The 20,165-nt window shown below is 74.0% G+C and carries 16 protein-coding genes; 10 read left to right on the plus strand and 6 right to left on the minus strand.

Going from position 1 to position 20,165, the window contains the following annotated elements; genetic code table 11:
• The first annotated feature begins 71 nt into the window (after nt 1-71).
• From ACZ4Z1_RS27210 to ACZ4Z1_RS27220, 3 genes are read left to right on the plus strand one after another with little or no spacing between them, the layout of a single operon-like run.
• Nucleotides 72-1,235: a nucleotide disphospho-sugar-binding domain-containing protein gene (locus ACZ4Z1_RS27210; protein WP_468489238.1), complete on the plus strand. Its 1,164-nt coding sequence runs from the start codon at nt 72-74 to the stop codon at nt 1,233-1,235.
• Nucleotides 1,232-2,644 carry an enterochelin esterase gene (gene fes, locus ACZ4Z1_RS27215; RefSeq protein ID WP_468489239.1) on the plus strand — a complete coding sequence of 471 codons (1,413 nt, stop codon included), beginning with the start codon at nt 1,232-1,234 and terminating at the stop codon, nt 2,642-2,644. The genes ACZ4Z1_RS27210 and fes overlap by 4 nt, the downstream gene beginning before the upstream one ends.
• Nucleotides 2,645-2,689: 45 nt before the next feature.
• The gene (locus ACZ4Z1_RS27220) at nt 2,690-3,670 is read left to right on the plus strand and encodes an ABC transporter substrate-binding protein (protein ID WP_468489240.1); all 981 of its coding nucleotides are present in this window, start codon (nt 2,690-2,692) and stop codon (nt 3,668-3,670) included.
• Between the two features lie 73 nt (nt 3,671-3,743).
• Here the strand turns inward: ACZ4Z1_RS27220 and ACZ4Z1_RS27225 are convergent, their stop codons facing one another.
• Nucleotides 3,744-5,093: an ABC transporter substrate-binding protein gene (locus tag ACZ4Z1_RS27225; RefSeq protein ID WP_468489241.1), complete on the minus strand. Its 1,350-nt coding sequence runs from the start codon at nt 5,091-5,093 to the stop codon at nt 3,744-3,746.
• Between the two features lie 180 nt (nt 5,094-5,273).
• Here ACZ4Z1_RS27225 and ACZ4Z1_RS27230 point away from each other — a divergent pair, with 180 nt between their 5' ends.
• Nucleotides 5,274-5,723, plus strand: coding sequence for an SCO4402 family protein (locus ACZ4Z1_RS27230; RefSeq protein ID WP_468489242.1), 450 nt, complete (start codon nt 5,274-5,276; stop codon nt 5,721-5,723).
• A 105-nt stretch (nt 5,724-5,828) separates the two neighbouring features.
• On the plus strand, nt 5,829-6,701 hold the full coding sequence (purU, locus tag ACZ4Z1_RS27235; protein WP_468489243.1) for a formyltetrahydrofolate deformylase: 873 nt from the start codon (nt 5,829-5,831) through the stop codon (nt 6,699-6,701).
• 58 nt (nt 6,702-6,759) lie between these two features.
• Here purU and ACZ4Z1_RS27240 read toward each other — a convergent pair whose 3' ends face one another.
• Together ACZ4Z1_RS27240 and ACZ4Z1_RS27245 are read right to left on the minus strand one after the other, a co-directional pair.
• Entirely contained in the window at nt 6,760-8,124 is a 1,365-nt protein-coding gene (locus ACZ4Z1_RS27240) for a zf-HC2 domain-containing protein (protein WP_468489244.1), read from the minus strand.
• Nucleotides 8,121-8,732 (minus strand): sigma-70 family RNA polymerase sigma factor, encoded by a 612-nt coding sequence (locus tag ACZ4Z1_RS27245; RefSeq protein WP_468489245.1) that lies wholly within the window; start codon nt 8,730-8,732, stop codon nt 8,121-8,123. The genes ACZ4Z1_RS27240 and ACZ4Z1_RS27245 overlap by 4 nt, the downstream gene beginning before the upstream one ends.
• 407 nt (nt 8,733-9,139) lie before the next feature.
• Between ACZ4Z1_RS27245 and ACZ4Z1_RS27250 the strand changes: the two genes are divergently transcribed.
• Entirely contained in the window at nt 9,140-9,514 is a 375-nt protein-coding gene (locus ACZ4Z1_RS27250; protein WP_398348562.1) for an STAS domain-containing protein, read from the plus strand.
• A gap of 139 nt (nt 9,515-9,653) precedes the next feature.
• Here ACZ4Z1_RS27250 and ACZ4Z1_RS27255 read toward each other — a convergent pair whose 3' ends face one another.
• Together ACZ4Z1_RS27255 and ACZ4Z1_RS27260 are read right to left on the minus strand one after the other, a co-directional pair.
• Nucleotides 9,654-10,772 (minus strand): sensor histidine kinase, encoded by a 1,119-nt coding sequence (locus ACZ4Z1_RS27255; protein ID WP_468489270.1) that lies wholly within the window; start codon nt 10,770-10,772, stop codon nt 9,654-9,656.
• Between the two features lie 56 nt (nt 10,773-10,828).
• Nucleotides 10,829-11,482: a response regulator gene (locus tag ACZ4Z1_RS27260; RefSeq protein WP_468489246.1), complete on the minus strand. Its 654-nt coding sequence runs from the start codon at nt 11,480-11,482 to the stop codon at nt 10,829-10,831.
• A gap of 439 nt (nt 11,483-11,921) precedes the next feature.
• On the opposite strand from ACZ4Z1_RS27260, the gene ACZ4Z1_RS27265 reads away from it, so the two are divergent.
• Nucleotides 11,922-13,064: a M64 family metallopeptidase gene (locus ACZ4Z1_RS27265; RefSeq protein WP_468489247.1), complete on the plus strand. Its 1,143-nt coding sequence runs from the start codon at nt 11,922-11,924 to the stop codon at nt 13,062-13,064.
• Here the strand turns inward: ACZ4Z1_RS27265 and ACZ4Z1_RS27270 are convergent.
• Complete coding sequence (locus ACZ4Z1_RS27270; protein ID WP_468489248.1) at nt 13,006-14,151, minus strand: hypothetical protein; 1,146 nt, start codon at nt 14,149-14,151, stop codon at nt 13,006-13,008. The two genes, ACZ4Z1_RS27265 and ACZ4Z1_RS27270, sit on opposite strands and share 59 nt — an antisense overlap.
• Before the next feature lie 301 nt (nt 14,152-14,452).
• On the opposite strand from ACZ4Z1_RS27270, the gene ACZ4Z1_RS27275 reads away from it, so the two are divergent.
• The 3 genes from ACZ4Z1_RS27275 (at nt 14,453) to ACZ4Z1_RS27285 (ending at nt 20,052) form a co-directional block, all read left to right on the plus strand.
• Entirely contained in the window at nt 14,453-16,123 is a 1,671-nt protein-coding gene (locus ACZ4Z1_RS27275) for a serine/threonine-protein kinase (RefSeq protein WP_468489249.1), read from the plus strand.
• Between the two features lie 354 nt (nt 16,124-16,477).
• Nucleotides 16,478-18,154, plus strand: coding sequence for a succinic semialdehyde dehydrogenase (locus ACZ4Z1_RS27280; protein WP_468489250.1), 1,677 nt, complete (start codon nt 16,478-16,480; stop codon nt 18,152-18,154).
• Between the two features lie 41 nt (nt 18,155-18,195).
• Nucleotides 18,196-20,052 carry a GMC family oxidoreductase N-terminal domain-containing protein gene (locus ACZ4Z1_RS27285; protein ID WP_468489251.1) on the plus strand — a complete coding sequence of 619 codons (1,857 nt, stop codon included), beginning with the start codon at nt 18,196-18,198 and terminating at the stop codon, nt 20,050-20,052.
• The last annotated feature ends 113 nt before the right edge of the window (nt 20,053-20,165 follow it).

Raw genomic sequence — 20,165 nt, forward strand, 5'->3', positions numbered from 1 at the left:
CGCCGCTCCGCCGCACCACCCGTGCCCTGGAACCGACCTGACGCCTCGTCGGGAAAGAAAGCAGGTTGTCGATGCGTGTCCTGTTCGCCGGACCTCCCTTCTTCGGACTGCTCTACCCGATGGTCCCGCTGGCCCAGGCGTTCCGTGCCGCGGGCCACGACGTCCTCGTCGCCACCTGCGGACGCGCCGTCGGCCACACCGTCGCCGCCGGACTGCCCGCCGTCGACTGCGCGCCCGGCACCGACCCCGACGCCCTGTACGCCGCAATGGAGAAAGGCCGCCGGGGCAAGCCGCCGGCCCCGGGCGAGCAGCGCGCCGCTCCCAAGGGCAAGGGATTCTCCTTCTTCAGCGAGGAGATGGCGGACACCATGGTCGACGTCGCCCGCCACTGGCGGCCCGACCTCGTCGTACACACGCCCAACGGCGTCGCCGGCCAGCTGGTGGCCGCCGCCCTCGGCATCCCCTCGGTCCTGCACGCGGTCGGTTTCGGCCACACCGGCCGGCACGTCGCGATGATGAACGACGCCCTCGCCGACGGGTACGCCCGCCACCGCCTCGCCGGGCCGGAACCGGTCGCCGCCTGGCTCGACGTCACCCCGCCCACCATGAGCGTCACGGCGGAACCGCACCGCCGCCACCTGCGCTACGTCCCGTACAACGGCGGCGGCGCGCTCCCGCACTGGCTCTTCGAGGACCGCAAGCGCCCCCGGATCGCGGTCACCCTCGGCACCGTCCGCCCGGTCGTGGACGGCGTCTCGCCCGTCGAGTGGGTCGTCGACGCCGCCCGCGTGACCGACGCCGAGTTCGTGCTGGCGCTCGGCGGCGCCGACCTGTCGGCACTCGGGCCGCTCCCCGGCAACGTACGCCCCGTGGAATGGACGCCCCTGGGCGCGCTGCTTGCCGGCAGCGACGCCACCATCCACCACGGCGGCGCCGGCACCACCCTGACCGCCCTGGACGCCGGCCTGCCGCAGCTCGTCCTCGGCGAGGGCGCCGACCGGCCCGCCAACGCGGCGGCCGTCCAGGCGCGCGGCTGCGGCCTCGTACCGCGGGACCCGTCCGCCCTCGCGGACCCCGACCGCCCCGGGCGCGACCTGGTACGGCGGCTCCTGGAGGACGGGACGCTGGCCACGGCCGCCCGCGAGACCGCCGAGGAGATGGCCGCCATGCCCAGCCCCGCCGACGCCGTACCCCGACTCGTCGAACTGGCCCTCTCCCAGGGAGCGGACAGATGACCCACGCGGACGGCACCCCGCCGGCCGGTGCCCCCACCGCCCTTGCGGCCCCCGCCGGGCCGCCCCGCGTCCCCCGGCCGCACCCGGCCGAGACCACGGACAGCCCACGGCTGACGCGGCTCGCCGCGCAGCTCACCGCGGCCGATGCCGGGACCGGTACCGCGGCCGACGCCGGGACCGAAGCCGGGACCGCGGCCGACGCCGGTGCGGCGGACGCCCGCGCCACCGTGCTGGACCGTTTCTGGGCCGAAGTGGCGGACGCCGGCACCCCGCTGGTCGAACCACTCGACGGCGACCCCGGCCACCGCGCCGTCACCTTCCTCTGGCGCGGCGGCCCCGCCACCCGCCAGGTACTGCTGATGGTCAACCGGCTGATGGACCGCGCGGACCTGGCCGCCGGTCTGATGCGCCGCCTGCCCGGTACGGACGTGTGGCACCTGACGTACCGCCTGCGCGACGACCACCGCGGCTCGTACCGCATCGCCCCCGACACCGAGGGCCGCCCGCCCGGCGACCTCGGCAGCCTGGCCGCCACCGGCGTCGGCGACCCCCTCAACCCCCGTACGATCGCCACCCGCTGGCACGGACCGCCCGGGTCCGTCTTCGAGCTCCCGCACGCGCCCCCGCGCCCCTGGACCCTCCCCGCGCGCCCTGGCACGCCGCGCGGCACGGTACGGCGGCACCAGGTGACCGGCGCCGCGCTCGGCGACGCGGCGCGCGAGGTGTGGGTGTACGAGCCACCCATCACGGACGGCGCAAGGGAGCCCACCGACACCCTCGTCCTGCTCGACGGCGACATGTGGTTCGGTCAGCTCCACCTGGAGGACGTGCTCGACGGCCTCCTCGCCGACGGCGCGATCCCGCCGTTGACCGTGCTCGCCCCGCACGCCGTCGACAACGCCACCCGCGCCCGGGAGTTCGGCGGCCACCCCGCGTACGTCACCTTCCTGGGCGAGGAGCTGCTGCCCTGGGCCGCCGCATGGCTGCCGGTCGCCACGGACCCGGCGCGCACGGTCGTCGCGGGGCAGAGCCTGGGCGGACTCACCGCCCTGTACGCCGGGTACGCCGCCCCGGAACGGTTCGGCAACGTCCTCGCCCAGTCCCCCTCCCTGTGGTGGCGGCCTCCGGGCGAACCGGCCGAAGAGACCGCGTGGATCACCCGCCGCTACGCCGAAGGGGCCCCGCGCGGCCTGCGGGTGCACCTGGACGTGGGCCTGCACGAGTGGGGCATGCTCGAACAGACCCGCGACCTGCGCCGGACGCTCCGCGCCGGCGGTCACCCCGTCACCGGCTCCGAATTCAACGGCGGCCATGACTACGCATGTTGGTCCGTCGCCCTGGCCCAGGGGCTGATCACCCTCCTCGGTCCTGGAACGCCGGCCGCCCGCCCGGTGGCCGCTCCCCGCTGATCCCGCCACTTCGTCCGCTTTCCGCACACCCAAGGAGCAACCCCGATGCGTTTCCGCCGACCCGCCGTCCTGCTCACCGTCGCCCTGGCCGGCGCCCTGACCCTCGCCGGCTGCGGGGACGGCGGCTCCGGCGGCAAGGGCGGCGCCGACGGCACGGCGGGCGGCTCCGGCACCCGTACCGTCACCGACGCCAACGGCAAGAAGGTGACGGTGCCCACCGCCCCCAAGAAGGTGGTCACGCTCAGCGAGCCCACCCTCGACGCCGCGCTCGCCCTCGGTGCCCACCCGATCGGCGCGACCAGCGGCCGCGGCCAGTCCGGCGTGGCCGGCTACCTCGCGCCGAAGGCCGGGTCCGCGCAGATCGTCGCCAACGTCGCCGAACCCGACCTGGACAAGCTCGCCGCCCTGCGCCCCGACCTGATCCTGCTGGACGAGACGGTGGGCGCCAAGCGCGTCCGGGACAAGCTCAGCCGTATCGCCCCCACCGTGCTCACCGCCAAGCTCAACGCCCCCTGGCGGGACGCCTTCACCGCGACCGCCGACGCCCTCGGCAAGAAGGCCGACGGCCGGAAGTGGCTGACCTCCTTCGACGCCCGCCTCAGGACCGTCAAGAACGGGCTCGGGGCCAACGCCGGGGCCGTCACCAGCGTCATCCGCTGGCAGAACGGCGCGCCCTCGGTCGTCGGCAAGGGCAAGGGGCACGTCGGCGACACCCTCGCCGCGCTCGGCCTGAAGCGGCCGCAGGGCCAGCAGGGGGCCAGCTCCGGTCACAGCGAGGCGGTGAGCCTGGAGCGCCTGGACACCATCGACGGCGACTGGCTGTTCCTCGGCGCGCTGGGCGACAGGGCCGCGGGGGAGAAGGGCCTGAAGGAGGCCACCGGCGTACCGAACTTCACCAAGCTCAAGGCCGTCGGGAAGCACCACGTCGTGGTGATCGACGGCTCCGCGTGGAACAGCTCGGGCGGACCGCTCGCCGCGCAGGCCGTCCTCACGGACGTCGAGCAGGCCCTGGCGAAGAAGAGCTGAACGGGCCTGCGCGGGGCGGGCGGCGAGGGCGTCACGGGGCGCCCCCCGGACGGCTCACGCCGCCGCCCGCCCCTCAGCTCTCCGCCCGCGGTTTCTCCAGCGTCCCGGCGACGTTCACGAAGCCCTCCTTCGCCGCCACCAACCGCCCGTCCCGTACGGCCTGGTAGGTCACCAGCCCGTTCACTATGCGCGGGAAGTCCTGCACCGCGAGCATGTCCTCGGAGCGCCAGCGCAGCTTCGGTGTCAGGCCGCCGGTGTCCACGGGCCGGTCGCCGCGGTCCAGCGCCTGCTGCACGGCGTGGGCCGTGATGTCCCCGACGCCCTCCTTGCCGAGCTGCTCGACGACCGCGCGCAGCACCGTGTAGGCGATCCACGTCGTCTGCACGCCCGGGTCGGCGGGGTCGATGCGGTTGTCGCCGAAGGCGTGGTCGTTGACGACCTTGCGCATCGGGTTCCAGCGCGGGTCGCTGGCGACCGGGTACCAGCCGGTCAGGTACGCGCCTTCCAGCGGCCCGGACCGGCCGCCCGTACGGTCCACCAGCGCCTGCCCGACGCTGCCCAGCACCGAGGCGATCCGCACCTTCGAGCCGTCGGGCTGGAGGCGCCGGAAGGAGTCGAAGAACGTGTCGGTGCGCTCGCCGAGGGTGGCCGAAACGCAGCCGCCCGCCCCCTTCGTGCCGCCCGCCGCGCCCGGCCCGGCCGACGTGGCGCCCACGCCGTCCAGGGCGCGCCGGGCCGCGTCGGTGTAGTCGGTGCCGTCCTCGGGCGCGCGGACGTCCTTCGCGGCGGCGCGGCTGCCGTCGGCGAGGCCCGCGCTGATCAGGGCCGGCATCTTGTCGCCCTGGATGGTGTCCGGGCGCACCAGCGAGACCCGCTCGCAGACGCTCGCCAGCTGGCGCCCGTTGCCCGCCAGGAGGGCCGCCGGCCCGCCGTTGACCGGGTACGACAGGGGGCTGGCGAACTCCTCGTCGGAGACGCCGTAGCCGCCGAGGTAGGGGATGCCGTTCCGCTCCAGGGGCGAGATGAACGAGCGGCCGAACTGGCTGTACGAGCCGACGACCGCGACCACCCCGGCGTCGACCGCGCGCTGCGCGCAGTGTGCGGCGGCCACCGAGTCGTTGTGGTCGTTGCACGTGACGACCTTCAGCGGATGGCCGTCGATGCCGCCCCGGGAGTTGACCCAGCGTGCGTACGCCTCGGCCATCGCGGGCATGCCCGGCATGTTGGTCGCCTTGGTATTCACCGGTGCCCACGTCATCACCGTGAGCGGCTCCTTCTCCCCGGAGCCTCCCGAGGCGCCGGGGAGGGAGCCGCAGGCCGAGAGCAGTGACGCCAGGGCCGCCGTGCAGGCCGTCGCAGCGGTGACGGCTGCGAGGACGCGGGGGAAGGGGCGGGGGGAGGAGGGGCGTCGCCGTCCGGTCATGTGCACGGAGCATTCCGCTTCGCCCGGAACGTGTGAGTGACGCCGGAGCAACGAGCGGTGACAGCGGGGTGAACTCCGGGGGGCCGCCGGTGATCATCGGCCGAGAACGTACGATCGAATACTGTGCAAGGTTCGGAGAAGTCTTCCCGCCGCGGCCGTCGCTCGACCACCATGGGCGCCATGCCGCTGACCGACATGCCGTGGTGGCGCTGGCGCAGCAATGTGCGCTCCGCGCTGCACATGCTTTCCGACCCCGTCTTCCAGCGGGAGACCTGGCTGGCCGGCCTCCCGGGGTACGGGGACGTCACCGACGCCGTGTACCGCCTCGTCGAGGACACCTGGCTGGACAACTGGTCCGCCGAGAAGTACGTCGGCACGATCTTCCGCGACTCCCAGGAGGCGTCCCTGGTCGACGTCGCCGTCCTGCGGGTGCTGCGGATCATGCACCAGGTCGGCCCGGACGCCCCGGTCACCGCCTACCTGGAGCACCACGGCTGGCCGGAGGCGGTACGGGCCGCGCGCGACGCGCACGTACGGATGGCGACGGCGGACGGTGAGGACCCGGACGCGCCGCCGCACTCCCTCGAAGTCCTGGCGATCATGACGCGGAGCCACGGCGCCGCGGCCTGAGGGCGCCCGGGCCGTACGGCCGAAAGGTTTCGCCCGCGTCCGTCCCGCGGCGGCCCGGCCGCCGGGGGACGGACCACGGCCGGGAATGTGCGACCCTATGAGGTCATGAGCGACTCGCAGCCCAGTACCCCCGACCAGTACGTCCTCACCCTCTCCTGCCCGGACAAGCAGGGCATCGTGCACGCGGTGTCCAGCTACCTGTTCATGACCGGTTGCAACATCGAGGACAGCCAGCAGTTCGGGGACCACGACACCGGGCTCTTCTTCATGCGGGTCCACTTCAGCGCGGACGCCACGGTCAGCGTCGAGAAGCTGCGCGCCAGCTTCGCCGCGGTCGGCGACTCCTTCCAGATGGACTGGCAGATCCACCGCGCCGACGAGAAGATGCGCGTCGTGCTGATGGTGTCCAAGTTCGGACACTGCCTCAACGACCTGCTCTTCCGCTCCCGGATCGGCGCGCTGCCGGTCGAGATCGCGGCCGTGGTCTCCAACCACACCGACTTCGCCGAGCTGGCCGGCTCCTACGACGTCCCCTTCCACCACATCCCGGTGACCAAGGACACCAAGGCCGCCGCCGAGGCGCGGCTGCTGGAGCTGGTCCGGGAGGAGAACGTCGAGCTGGTCGTGCTCGCCCGCTACATGCAGGTGCTCTCCGACGACCTGTGCAAGGCCCTGTCCGGGCGGATCATCAACATCCACCACTCCTTCCTGCCGAGCTTCAAGGGCGCCAAGCCCTACCACCAGGCGCACGCGCGCGGCGTCAAGCTCATCGGGGCCACCGCGCACTACGTGACGGCGGACCTGGACGAGGGCCCGATCATCGAGCAGGAGGTCGAGCGCGTCGGCCACGGCGTCACGCCGGACCAGCTCGTGGCCGTCGGCCGGGACGTGGAGTGCCAGGCCCTGGCGCGCGCCGTGAAGTGGCACAGCGAGCGCCGCGTCCTGCTCAACGGCGCGCGCACGGTCGTCTTCGCGTAGCGGCCCGGGCCGGCCGGCCCGCCGGTCAGGTGCCCGGCGGGCGCACGGCCGTACAGCCTCAGAGCCGTGAGAGCGACGCCGTGGCGAACAGCACGTCGCGGATCGCCTCCGGCTCGCCGCGCTGCCCGGCGGCCGTCTCCTCCGGCAGCACGTGCCCGGCCGCGAGCTGGCAGAACTCCATGCTGTCCAGCGCGATGTGCGCGACCGTGCGGTCCGGTGTGCCGACGGCGCCCGGCGAGTCCAGGGATATGTACCAGTGACCGCCGCCGCAGCCCTCGACCTCCAGATGCAGCGTACGGCCGGGCGCGCCCGCCGCGACCAGGCGCTGCGGCGGCGGCGCCAGCCCGGCCCGGCGCCGTGCGGCCAGCGCGCGGGGCAGCAGCCGGGCCGCCAGGTCGACCATGAGGTGCAGATGCCCGGGGGCCGGGGCCTCGTACGGATAGTCCACCGCCTCGGCGATGTCGCCCGCGTGCACCCAGCACTCGAAGGCGCGGTCCAGGAAGGCGTCGCGCAGCGGCAGGTGGTCGTCCCCGTACGGCACGGTCAGTTCGGCGACGCCGTGCCCGGCGAAGGACACCGTCCGGATCAGGGTGTGGCTCTGGTCGCGCCACGGTGCCCGGGTGGCGTGCGGGGCGCGGCCGTCCGCGATCGCCTGCCAGCAGGCTTCCGTACGGTCACCGGGCCCGGCCGGCCCGTGCGGGGCGGCGGCGCCCAGCGGGTCGCCGAGGCCGAGCGCGGCGGCGACCAGGCCGTCCACGGCCATCAGATGTCCGATGACTCCGGCGACGGTGGTGTGCCGCTCGGCGGGCCGCTCGCCCTGGAACCAGCGCAGCCGTACCGGAGCCCGCCACTCCGCCTCGCCCATGTCGCTGAGCAGCGCGTCCAGCTTGGCCGCCTCCGCGTCGTACGGAGCCGCCCACTCCGGAACCGGGATACGGGCCGGACGGCGGCCCAGACAGCCCTCCAGGACGCGGGAACGCAGCAGCGGGTCGAGGTCCAGCGGGTCGGCCGGATGCAGCAGGCCGACCGCGTCGCGCAGGCGCAGCGCCTCGTCCGCGCAGGGCGCGCAGTCCGTGAGGTGGTCCTCGACGGCGGCCGTCTCCTCCGGGGAGCACGCGGCCAGCGCCCACGCGCCCAGCAGGGACTTCAGGATCCGGTGCGGGGGAGGGGCGGGCGCGGGCGCGGGTGCTGCCGGTGCCGGCGGCTCCGGTTCGGGTGGTTCCGCCGCCGGCGGTTCAGCTGCCGGCGGGGGCGCGTCGGGCAGCGGCCCGTTGTCCTCGGCCGCCGTACGCGGGGACGGTATACGGGGCCGGCCGCCGGAGCGGGACGCGCCGCCGGTACCGGGGCCCTGCGGGGCGCCCGGGTCGTGCGGATCATGAGGGTCGTGCCGGTCGTGCCGGTCCCACTCCTCCGGGCCGTTCACGGCTGCCGTCCGGGTCCGGGGCCGCTGGGCGGGGACTGCGCGGGCCGGGCGGGCGGCAGGGCCTGGTGGTGGTGCGCGGTGGACAGCAGCTGGAGACCCAGGCGCAGCCGGCGCCGGGCCTCGTCCTCGGTGACGCCCAGGTCGGCGGCGGTCTGGCGGTAGTCGCGGCGCTGGAAGTACGCCAGCTCCAGGGCGGCGCGGAGCGGGGCGGGCATGGACGTGACGATGTAGTCGGCGCGGGCGGCGGTGGAGGCCTCGCGGATCTGGCGTTCCACCTCGGCGGGCTCGGGGGCGTCCTGGCCGCGGTCCTGGGCGGAGGCGGCCTCGGTCTGGCGCAGCCGGTGCACGGACTGGCGGTGGGCGAGCTGGGCCACCCAGGAGCGCAGCGAGCCCTGTTTGGGGTCGTAGGAGTCGGGGTTCTCCCAGATGTAGCCGAAGACTTCGCGGGTGATGCGGTCGGCGGCCGTCTCGCTGCCGAGCACCCGGCGGGCAAGGCTGTGCACAAGCGAAGCGAACCGGTCGTACAGCTCGCCGAGCGCGGCCGCCTCGCCGCGCGCCAGCCGCTGCTGCATCCGCCTGTCCCAGCGCGGCGGTGCGTCATGTCCCATCCGGCCCCCATCCCTCGCCGCCGCCGTGCCCCGGCACGGTCCCGCACTCCACCGTGCCATCGAATGTAGTGGTCCGGTCCGACATTGACGCCTCTTTGCGGCAAACCCACTCGACCGGTGGTCCACGGATGGTATGGAGACGGTCACTTTTGGTGGTAATGCCCGTTCATAGCGGACCGAAGCGCAACCGTTCGCGTCCGTATCTGCCGATGTGTTATCCGTGTGTGACCGGTTCCCGGGGAAAGTTCCCCGCTCACTGGGCATAGCCTTGGAGGGGAACGGCCTGTTGCGCAAAGAATTCTGAAGAGTTTCAGGGAAGAGCGGCCGGGCAGTCGAGGCGGGAAGGGTGCATTCCGGTTGGTGTCGGAGGGTGTCCCGTCCGCAAGCGAGCGAAAGGCTTCGAGCGCGTGTCGTTGAAGGTGACAGAAGGCGAGCAGGGCCGCTGGGCCGTATTGCAGGTCTCCGGCGAGATGGACCTGGTCACGTCGCCGGCGGTACGCCAGCACGTGCACGACGCGGTCGCGGAGGGCCGCCGCAGCGTGGTGCTCGACCTCTCCGAGGTCCGGTTCTGCGACTCCAGCGGCGTCGGCGTGCTGATCGCCGCCCGCCGGCTGATGCGGTCCTGCCAGGGACGGCTGCGGCTGATCCTGCCCGCCCAGGGCGCGGTGGACGGCTCGCACGTCAACCGGGTGCTCGCGGCGCTCGGCGTCCGCCGTCTCTTCGAGGTCTACCCGGACCTGAGCACGGCCGTCGACGAAGCGGCCGCCCCGCTCTCCGCGTAACCGCGTGCCCACGGCAGGGCCGGACGAACACGTTCCCTTTTGATCGCTCCAGGTAATGAACCGATTACCTGGAGTTGTTGACTTTCTGTGAGTTCTTCTCGGCCGCGCGACATTCACTCCCCCCAACGGTCACGTGCCGTCACTCCGCCTCCCGCGGAAATTCCGCCCGCACGAGAAATCCGCCGTCCGCGGTGTGCCCGGCCTCCAGCAGCCCGCCCAGACTCTGGGCCCGCTCGCGCAGACCGACCAGACCATGGCCGCCGCCCGGCAGCGCCGGGACCGGAGCGGAAGCGTCCGGCGGCCCGTTGCGCACCTCCACCCGCAGTCCCCGCGGGGCCGCCGGCCCTTCCCCTCCGGGGCTCCGCTCCGCCCCCACCGCCTCGACCCGTACCCGTACCCGCGCGCCCGGCGCGTGCTTGCGTACGTTGGTCAGCGCCTCCTGGACGGTCCGGAAGGCCGCCCGTTCCACCGCCTTCGCCCCGGCCGCCCCCGCCGGCACCTCGTGCTCGTAATCGACGTCCAGGGCGCTCAGCTCGATCAGCCGCGGCAGTTCGGCCAGGTCCGGCTGCGGCGCCGGTTCCCGCGCGTCGGTGCTGCCGCCGCCCGCCGCCCGCAGGATGCCGACCATGTGCCGCAGCTCCTCCAGGGTCCGGACGGACAGCTCGCGGATCGTGCGGGCCGACTCCCGCGCGGCCTCCTCCCCGGTGCTCACCTGCACCGCACCGGCCTGCAGGCTGATCAGGCTGACCTGGTGCGCGACCACGTCGTGCATCTCGCGGGCCAGTCGCGCCCGCTCGGTGGCCAGCACCCGGTCCGCGATCAGCCGGTCCTCGCGGCGCAGGCTGCGCGTCAGGTCGTCGACCCGGGCGGCGAGTTCGCGGCGGGTGCGCACCAGCAGGCCCAGCGCGATGGGCGCGGCCGAGGTCACCGTCGCGTCGATCAGCACCTGGACGTTCTCGCGGTGCGCGCCCAGGTCCAGGTCGGAGACCGGGTACGGCAGGAAGTGCGCGGCGATCAGCAGCCCGGCGCAGACGCCGAGCCGGGCGCGGCCGGGCCGGAGCGCGGCCAGGGTGTAGAGGGCGATCATCGGCGCGAACCAGATGTAGCCGATGTACAGGCCGGGCAGGGACACCAGGTAGACGGCGAGCGGCAGCCGCCGCCGCAGCAGCAGCGCGGCCGCGGCGACCAGCGAGACGCCCAACTCCAGGCCCAGGTCCAGTCCGTTGACGAGGAAGGCGTCCACCATGGACAGGAACATCGGCACGACGAGCGGTACGACCCGGCGTATGCCGCCGGGGAAGCCGCCGCGCGCGCTCACCGGGGACCGCCCGGGACGAGGCCCGCGCGGTCCGCGAGGATCGCCGCCTGGACGCGGTTGAGGCCGCCCAGCTTCCCCAGCAGCGTCCGTACGTGGTCCTTGACCGTGCTCGGCGCCAGCCCCATCCGCTCCGCGATCTTCGCGTTGCCCAGGCCCTCGCCCAGCAGGGCCAGCACCTCGGACTCCCGTGGCGTCAGGGCCCGTACGGCACGGGCCGCCGCGGCCTGGTCCCCGGCGGTGAGGAAGCCGCCGATCACGGCCCGGGTGACGCCCGGGTCCAGCACGCTGCCGCCCTCGGCCAGGGTCCGTACGGCCCGGACGAGCTGCTCGGGGTCGGAGTCCTTGAGCAGGAAGCCGGCCGCGCCCTCGCGCAGCGCCGCGGTCAGGTACTCCTGCACGTCGAACGTGGTCAGCATGGCCACGGCGGGCGGTTCGGGGGCGGCGCGCAGCCGGCGCAGCACGGTCAGCCCGTCCACGTCCGGCATCCGGATGTCGAGCAGCACGACGTCCGCCGCGCTGTCCAGCACGGTGTCCACGGCCTCGGCGCCGCCGCAGTCCGCGACCATCTCGATGTCCGGGGCGGTGCCCAGAATCATCCGCAGCCCGGATCTGACCAGCCGCTCGTCGTCCACCACCGCGACACGGATCACCGGCCGCCCCTCTCTGCATCGCGTCCTCGGGCCTGCCCGCCGCGTGGCGTGGCCCACCCCCGCCGGACGGCGGGGGTCGGTGCACGACCTGCGGAGGATGCCGTGAGGTGGCGCCCGCGGGCAGAGTGCCTTTCATGCTGCACCACCGAGGGGGCCACCAGCCGACCACGCGGTGCAGCTCACAGTGACGGCCGCCGCGACCCCCACACGCGGCGGCCGTTGCCGTCGAGCCCGGCCGCCACGCTGCACGGCCCGTCAGCGGCCCGAATCCCCTCACCTCCGGACAACTTCCGCCCCACCCGTTGCCTCCCGTCACTGCCGCCTCTAGGTTGTCCGCGATCCGCCGCACGCCCGCCTGCCGGGCGTCGCGCGGGGCCACCACCCCCCTCGGAGCACGGCCCCCCGGGGCACGGCCCGGCATCGCTTCGGAGGCTTCTTCGTGCACAGACCCCGGCGTACCCCCACACCGCCCGGCACTTCCATACGGGCTCGCATACGCACCCGGGCGGCCACCCGCAGCCGTACGGGCATACGCCTGGCCGCCGCCGCGGCCGGCCTCGCGCTCGTCGGCGGCACAGCGGCCACCGCCCCCACCGCCGCGGCTTCCCCCACGGCTGCCCCGGCCCCGGCGCCCTCGCTCGGGGCCCCCCGCACCCAGCAGGTCGAGTACTTCACCGGCCCGCAGGGCCACCCCCGGCACACCACCGTCCCGGTCGCCACCCCCAAGAGCCTGGCCGGCGCGCACCGCGCCCGTTCCGCCGCCGAACTGGCCGCCGACGGCGACGTGACCCCGGTCATCCGCAAAGGCCCCACCGCGAAAAAGGTCGATGTCGTCTTCATCGGCGACGGCTACACGCTCGCCCAGCAGAAGGACTTCCACGCCGACGTGAAGGCGAAGTGGGCGCAGATCTCCGCCGTCGAGCCGTACGCCTCGAACCGCTCGCTGTTCAACGTCTGGGCCGTGGACGCCGTATCCAACCAGTCCGGCGTCTCCGGCGACCCGTCCAAGGACGTGGTCAAGGACACCGCGCTGGACGCCCGCTTCTGGTGCGACGACATCGAGCGCCTGCTGTGCGTGGACACCGGCAAGGTCGAGTCGTACGCCTCCAAGGCCCCGGACGCCGACCTCGTCATCGTCCTGGGCAACTCCACGAAGTACGGCGGCGCGGGCTACAACGACATCACCTCGCCCGTCGGGTACGACGGCATCGCCACCGCCTCCTCCGACCACCGCGACTCCGCGCAGGTGGCGGTCCACGAGACGGGCCACTCCCTGGGGAAGCTGGCCGACGAGTACGTGTACGACACCAACGGCACGTACACGGGCCCGGAGCCGGCCGCGCCGAACATCACCAAAATGAGCGCCGCGCAGCTGAAGGCCAAGAAGGCCAAGTGGTACCGCTATCTCGGCCGGAACTCGCCGGACGGCGGCAAGGTCGGTGCCTTCGAGGGCGCCGGTTACCACCCGAAGGGCCTCAACCGGCCCACCGCCGACTCGATCATGCGCACGCTGGGCCGCGAGTTCAACCTGCCCGGCCGTCAGGCGATGATCGATGGCTTCCACCGCCATACGGGCCGCTGAGCCGACCCTCGTACGAGCCGTACGCACTGAACGAGCGGCCGGTCGCCAGGACCACCACCGAGGTCGTGGCGGCCAGTTCGTAGGCCGTCAGCACCAGCGACACCGCGCTCTCGCCCGTGACGATCGGGCCGCCGAAGAAACCGGTGACAGTCAGCAGCACCACCGTCCGCACGGTCAGGTACAGCTCGACAGCGGCGAACACCAGGAGTGCGCCGCGCACGTCGCGGTCGCTGCGGACGGCGAGCACACCGAGCACCAGCAGGACGGTCACCGACGAGAGCGTGGTGAACTCGCCGGACTGGGACAGCTGGACGGCTCCGCCGGCCGTGGAGCCGTCCACCGCCCGGTGCAGGTAGGAGCCCGGGGCGAGGTGCTCCTCGGCCATGCCCCAGACCGTCCAGGCGAGCCGCGCCACGCCCATGACCAGGAAGAGCACCCCGCAGATACGGGAGAGCCGGCGCCGCCACCACGAGTGGGCGCCGGCGCACGGCCGTTCTGCCACCCCGGCCCGGACGCCGCGCTCCCCGCCGTCCGCGGCGTCCCCGTCCGCCCCCGCCCGTTCCGTGGCCCCGAGCAGCGACACGACCACGACCAGGGCGGCCAGCAGTCCCAGGGCCCGTGTCGCCAGCACCCAGCCGCCGAGCGGTTCCAGGGCGTACAACTGCCGGTACCCGGCGTGGCACAGGCCGACGATCTCGCGCACCGACTGGGCGAGCATCACCCAGCCCAGCAGCAGCGCGCCCGTGCGTGCCACCCGCCGCAGGGCCAGCGCCCCGGCCGCGACCGCCAGCAGTGCGACGACCAGGGCCCATTCGCCGGGCCCGAGCGTCCACATGAAGAAGGAGGCGCGCGGGTTGAAGAGCCCTTCGAAGAAGTCCCAGACGCTGCCGTCGCCCTGGATGATCCCGTAGACCGTCCACGCGGTGAGCGCGCCGCCGTAGAGCGCGAGGGCGGCCCCCGCCGTGCGGTACGCGCGCTCGTGCCCGGCCGCCGCCCGGCCGGGATCGGGGCCGGGCCGGACATCCACCGCACCGCCGTCCTGCATCACCATGTCCGACCCCCGGTCCGCCAAGCCGTTCTCACCCACGCCGGCCCGTGTGCTGCCGACTGTCCGCCTGTCGCTGCCCTGTTCCCACGGCCGTGTGCCGCTGCCGCCTCACTGTGTCAAGGACGGCGGCGGAGGCGGCGGAGGTTCCCCCGCGTGTGTCGTGCGGCACTGCCGTACGCGCGGTCACCTCGCCCCACCGCACACCGTCCGGCGGAGCTTCCCACTCCCTGCCCCCGGGCGCGCGCCGCAATCGTGCGCAACCGACTCGTGCGCCTCTCGCACACCCCGTGTCCCGACGACATCCGCCGCCCGTGCCGGGCCGTTGGGGCAAGATGACCCCATGGGGAGCTTGCGGGGTGAGGGCCGGCTCATCGCCGGCCGCTACCGCCTGGGCGAACGGCTCGGCCGCGGCGGCATGGGCACGGTCTGGCGCGCCACCGACGAGATGCTGCGCCGCCAGGTCGCGGTCAAGGAACTGCACCTGGACGACGGCCCGGCCGGCGCGGACCCCGTGGACCAGCGGGCGCGCGCGATGCGTGAGGCCCGGACCGTCGCGCAGATCAAGCACCCGAACGTGATCGTCCTGTACGACGTCGTCGAACAGGACGCCCGCCCCTGGATCGTCATGGAACTGGTCGACGGCGGCTCCCTCGCCGACCGGCTGACCGGCGGCGGGCCGCTCGCGCCCCGCGAGGTGGCACGCATCGGGCTCGCCCTGCTCGGCGCGCTGCGGGTGGCACACGCGCGCGGTGTCCTGCACCGCGACATCAAGCCCGCCAACGTCCTGCTGGAGGAGGGCACCGGCCGGGTCGTCCTCACCGACTTCGGCGTGGCCCAGGTCCCCGGCGGTCCGACGCTGACCGAGGCCGGCGGGTTCGTCGGCTCGCCCGAGTACACCGCGCCCGAGCGGATGGCCGGCCGGCACGCCGGGCCGGCGGCGGACCTGTGGTCGGTCGGTGCGCTGCTGTGCGCGGCGCTCAGCGGGCGGTCGCCGTTCCACCGCGACTCGCTGGGCGGCGTATTGAACGCGGTCGTGCACGACGAGATCGAACTGCCGGAGCCCGCCCGGCCCCTCCTGGCGGTGGTCCGCGGCCTGCTGGAGCGCGACCCGGACCGGCGGCTGGACATCCCGGGTACGGAGCGGCTGTTGCGCGGCTACCTCCAGTCGGGCCGCGCCCCCGGGACACCGCCGCCGCCCGCGCCCACCGCCTCCGGACCTTCTGGGCATCCGCACGAGCCGGGCCGTACGCACGGCGTCCCGATACCGGACGCCCTGGCGGACCGCGCACTGGCCGCCGCGGCCCGTCCGCACACCGGACGCGCTCGCACCGCGCTCCTCACGGGCCTGGCCGTGTGTGTGCTCGCGGGGGCGGGTGTGGGCCTCGCGGCGCTGGTCCTCCGGGGCGGGGACGCGGACGGGAAGGGCGGCGGGTCCCGGGCCACGCAGTCGCGGCCGTCGCAGGAGCGTTCGGGCAGCCCTGGTACGGACGCCGCCGGTACGGACGGTCCGGGTACGGGCACGCCCGCCCCCAGCCCCGGCGGCACCGCCACCGCCCCGCCGGGCTACCACATCGTGCGCGACCCGCTCGGCTTCGCTCTCGCCGTCCCCGACGGCTTCTCCCGCTCCTACGAGAAACCACGCGTCTTCTACTACTCCCCGGGCAAGCGCTACCGGCTCGGCATCCACCTCCAGAAGCAGGCCCCCGCCGGACCGCTCGGCACGATGCGCCGCGCACACGCCGAAGGCCCCGACCGCTACCCCGGCTACCGCGACGGCACGGTCTCGCGCGCCACACACCGCGGCCGCCCCGCCGCCCTGTGGGAGTTCACCTGGGACGGCGGTCCGGGGGACGGCGGCCCCCGGCACACCTTCGACCTCAGCTGGGAGGAGGGCGGCCGGACGTACGACGTGTGGGTCTCGGCGCCGCTCGCCGAACGCGGCCGGGCAAAACGGCACTTCGCGCTCGCCCTGCGCACGTTCCACCCGGTGAAGTCCGGTCCGGGCGGCTGATCCCGGGATGTGCGCAGGTGGCAGCGGGACGCGGGTCACACGGCGGTACCGCCCACCGGACCGGGTGCGGGCGGCCGTTCCCGGGCAGGTAAGGACAAGGACGGCGACGAGCTGTTCGCGAACGCGGTGATCTTCCTGAAGATCCAGGGCATCCGAGGGGGCACCGGCTCCGCGGCCGGACGCCCCACGGAACTCCCGACCGGCCCGCCACACCTCGCCGGCCCGCTCCCGCACTCGCAAGCTCCCAGCACAGCGGCCTTGTGGCCAGTGAATACTGGCGCGATTGTGCCCAGGACGTGAAAACTCGTTACCGGTGGGTACCCAAAGCGTCCGGCGCGGCATACGCTCGCCCGCATGACGGACTCGCAGGACACCGGAACCCGCTCCTCCGCACCCGTCGGCGACGCACCCGCCGGCACCACGGTCGCCGACCGGACCGCCCCAGCCGGCGGCAACCCCGTCGCCCGCGCTGCCGCCGGCACCCGTACCGCCGCCGACGTGGTCACCCCGCACCTGGTCACCCGCCTCACCCGCGGCGTGACCGGCAGCGGCCGGACCGCCAACCACACACCGTTCACCGGTGAGAAGCTGGCGGACCTGCCCGAGTCCACGCCCGAGGACGTCGCCACCGCCTTCGAGCGGGCCCGCGCCGCCCAGCGTGCCTGGGCAGAGGTGCCCGTACGGCAGCGCGCCGCCGTCCTGCTGCGCTTCCACGACCTGGTGCTCCGCCGCCAGGCCGAAGTGCTGGACCTGATCCAGCTGGAGACCGGCAAGGCCCGGCTGCACGCCCACGAGGAGATCCAGGCGGTCGCCGTCGCCGCCCGCCACTACGGCCGCAAGGCTCCGGCGTACCTGCGCCCCCGCGGCCACACCGGCGTCGTACCGACCCTGACGAAGGTCACCGAACTGCGGCAGCCGCGCGGCGTCGTCGGGCAGATCGCGCCCTGGAACTACCCCTTCGAGCTGTCCGTCGGCGACGCGCTGCCCGCCTTCGCCGCCGGCAACGCCGTCGTCATGAAGCCCGACACCGAGACCGCGCTGACCGCCCTGTGGGCCCGCGAACAGCTCATCGAGGCCGGGCTGCCCCCGGAGGTCTGGCAGGTCGTCCTCGGCGACGGGCCGGTCGTCGGCCCCGAGGTCGTCAAGCACGCCGATTACGTCTCCTTCACCGGCTCCACCCGCACCGGCCGCGAGGTCGCCCAGGGCGCCGCCGCCCGCCTGGTCGGCGTCTCCCTCGAACTCGGCGGCAAGAACGCCATGCTGGTGCTGGACGACGCCGACGTGGACAAGGCCGCGGCGGGCGCCGTACGCGGCTGCTTCTCCTCCGCCGGCCAGCTGTGCATCTCCATAGAGCGGCTGTACGTCCATGAGTCCATAGCCGACGCCTTCGTGGAGCGGTTCGCCGCCCGCACGAAGGCGATGCGCCTGGGCAACGCCCTCGCCTACGGTGCCGACATGGGCTCCCTGGCCGGCGAGCGGCAGCTGGAGACCGTCACCCGGCACGTGGACGAAGCCGTGGCCAAGGGCGCCCGGCTGGTCGCCGGCGGCCGCCCCCGCCCGGACATCGGCCCGCTGTTCTACGAGCCCACCATCCTCGACGGCGTCGAGTCTCCGATGGCCGTCTGCGAGGAGGAGACCTTCGGCCCGGTCGTCTCGGTCTACCGCTTCCGCGACGAGCAGGAGGCGATCGCCCGCGCCAACGCCACCCCGTACGGCCTGAACTCCAGCGTCTGGACCAGGGACGGCCGCCGCGGACGCGCCGTCGCCGCCCGGCTGCGTACCGGCACCGTCAACGTCAACGAGGCGTACGCCGCGGGCTATGGCAGTGTCCAGTCCCCGATGGGCGGCATGGGCGACTCCGGACTCGGCCGCCGCCACGGCTCCGAGGGCATCCTGAAGTACACCGAGGCGCAGACCGTCGCCCACCAGCGCCTCATGCCGCTCGCCCCGTCGTTCGGCATGGACGACGAGACGTACGCGGCGTTCATGACCCGCAGCCTGCGGGCGATGAAGGCGTTCCGCCTCCGCTGAGACCCGGGCCCCAGCGCCCGCCCGAGACCGAGGGAGTGCCAGTGCCCCAGGACAACCCTGCCCGAAACCGGTCCGACGCCTCCGGGGACGGGACCGGGTACGACTACGACGTGCTCGTCATCGGCTCGGGCTTCGGCGGCTCCGTCTCCGCACTCCGCCTGACCGAGAAGGGTTACCGCGTCGGCGTCCTGGAGGCCGGGCGCCGCTTCACCCGCGCCACCCTGCCCAAGAACTCGTGGGACCTGAAGAACTACCTGTGGGCGCCCGCCCTCGGCTGCTACGGCATCCAGCGCGTGCACCTGCTCGGCAACGTCATGGTCCTGGCGGGCGCCGGGGTCGGCGGCGGTTCGCTCAATTACGCCAACACCCTCTACGTACCGCCGAAACAGTTCTTCGACGACCGGCAGTGGGGGCACATCACCGACTGGCAGGACGAGCTGAAGCCGTACTACGACCAGGCGCGGCGGATGCTCGGCGTACGCCTCAACCCGACCATGACCCCCTCGGACGTCCACCTCAAGGCCACCGCCGAGAAGATGGGCGTCGGCGACTCCTTCCACCTGGCGCCCGTCGGCGTCTTCTTCGGCGACGGCCAGGACGCCGGCGGTACGGCGCAGGCCGCGCCCGGCACCGAGGTCCCGGACCCGTACTTCGGCGGCGCGGGCCCCGCCCGTACGGCGTGCACCGAATGCGGCGAGTGCATGACCGGCTGCCGGCACGGCGCCAAGAACACCCTCAACGAGAACTACCTCCACCTCGCCGAGCGGGCCGGTGCCGTCATCCATCCGATGACGTCCGTGGTCACCGTCACCGAGGACTCCCGCGGCGGCTTCGCCGTCGGAACCCTGCCCACCGACGACAAGCGCAAGGGCAAGGGCCGCACCTTCACCGCCCGGCGGGTGGTCGTCGCCGCCGGCACGTACGGCACCCAGACCCTCCTGCACCGGATGAAGGACAGCGGCCTGCTGCCCCGGATCTCCGCCAGGCTGGGCGAGCTGACCCGCACCAACTCCGAGGCGCTGGTCGGCGCGCAGACCGACGACCGCCGCTACCGCAAGGCGCACGGCGCGCCGAAGGCCGACTTCACCCGCGGCGTCGCGATCACCTCGTCCATCCACCCGAACGACAGCACCCACATCGAGCCGGTGCGTTACGGCAAGGGCTCCAACGCGATGGGCAGCCTGTCCATCCTTCAAGTCCCGATCGCCACCCGCGCGCCCCGCGCCCTGGCCTGGGCGGCCAACTGCGCCCGCCACCCGCTCCTGCTGCTGCGCTCGCTGTCCAACCGCCGCTGGTCGGAGCGGACCATCATCGGCCTGGTCATGCAGTCCCTGGACAACTCCCTGACCACGTACCGCAAGCCGGGCGGTCTCGGCAAAGGGCTGCTCACCGCCCGCCAGGGACACGGCGCGCCCAACCCCCAGCAGATTCCCGAGGCCACCCGGGCCGCCACCCTGCTCGCCCAGGAGATCAACGGTTTCGCGGGCAGCAACATCGGCGAGCTGATGGGCACCCCGCTGACCGCGCACTTCCTGGGCGGCTGCCCGATCGGCGAGGACGCGGACCACGGCGTGATCGACCCGTACCACCGCCTGTACGGGCACCCCGGCATCTCGGTGGTCGACGGCTCGGCGGTCTCCGCGAACCTCGGCGTCAACCCGTCGCTGACCATCACCGCACAGGCCGAACGCGCCATGTCCTTCTGGCCCAACAAAGGCGAGGACGACGTCCGCCCCGCGCCGGGCCGCCCGTACCGGCGGCTGTCCGCCGTGGCACCGCGCCGCCCGGCCGTGCCCGAGCAGGCGTTCGCCGCTTTGCAGCTGCCGCTGCTGCCCGTACCGGCCGTCCCGCCGAAGACGGAGGCAGAGGCGGAGGCCGCGGCTCCGGCGGAGAGCTGACCTGGGGGGGGGGGGGGGTCCCCCCCTCCCCTCCCCCCCCTCCCCCCCCCCCCCCCCCTCCCCCCCCCCCCCCCCCCCCCCCCCCCCGCGCCCCCCCCCCCGGATCCCGCTAA

It is taken from the genome of Streptomyces sp. NPDC030165 (genome assembly GCF_055573595.1).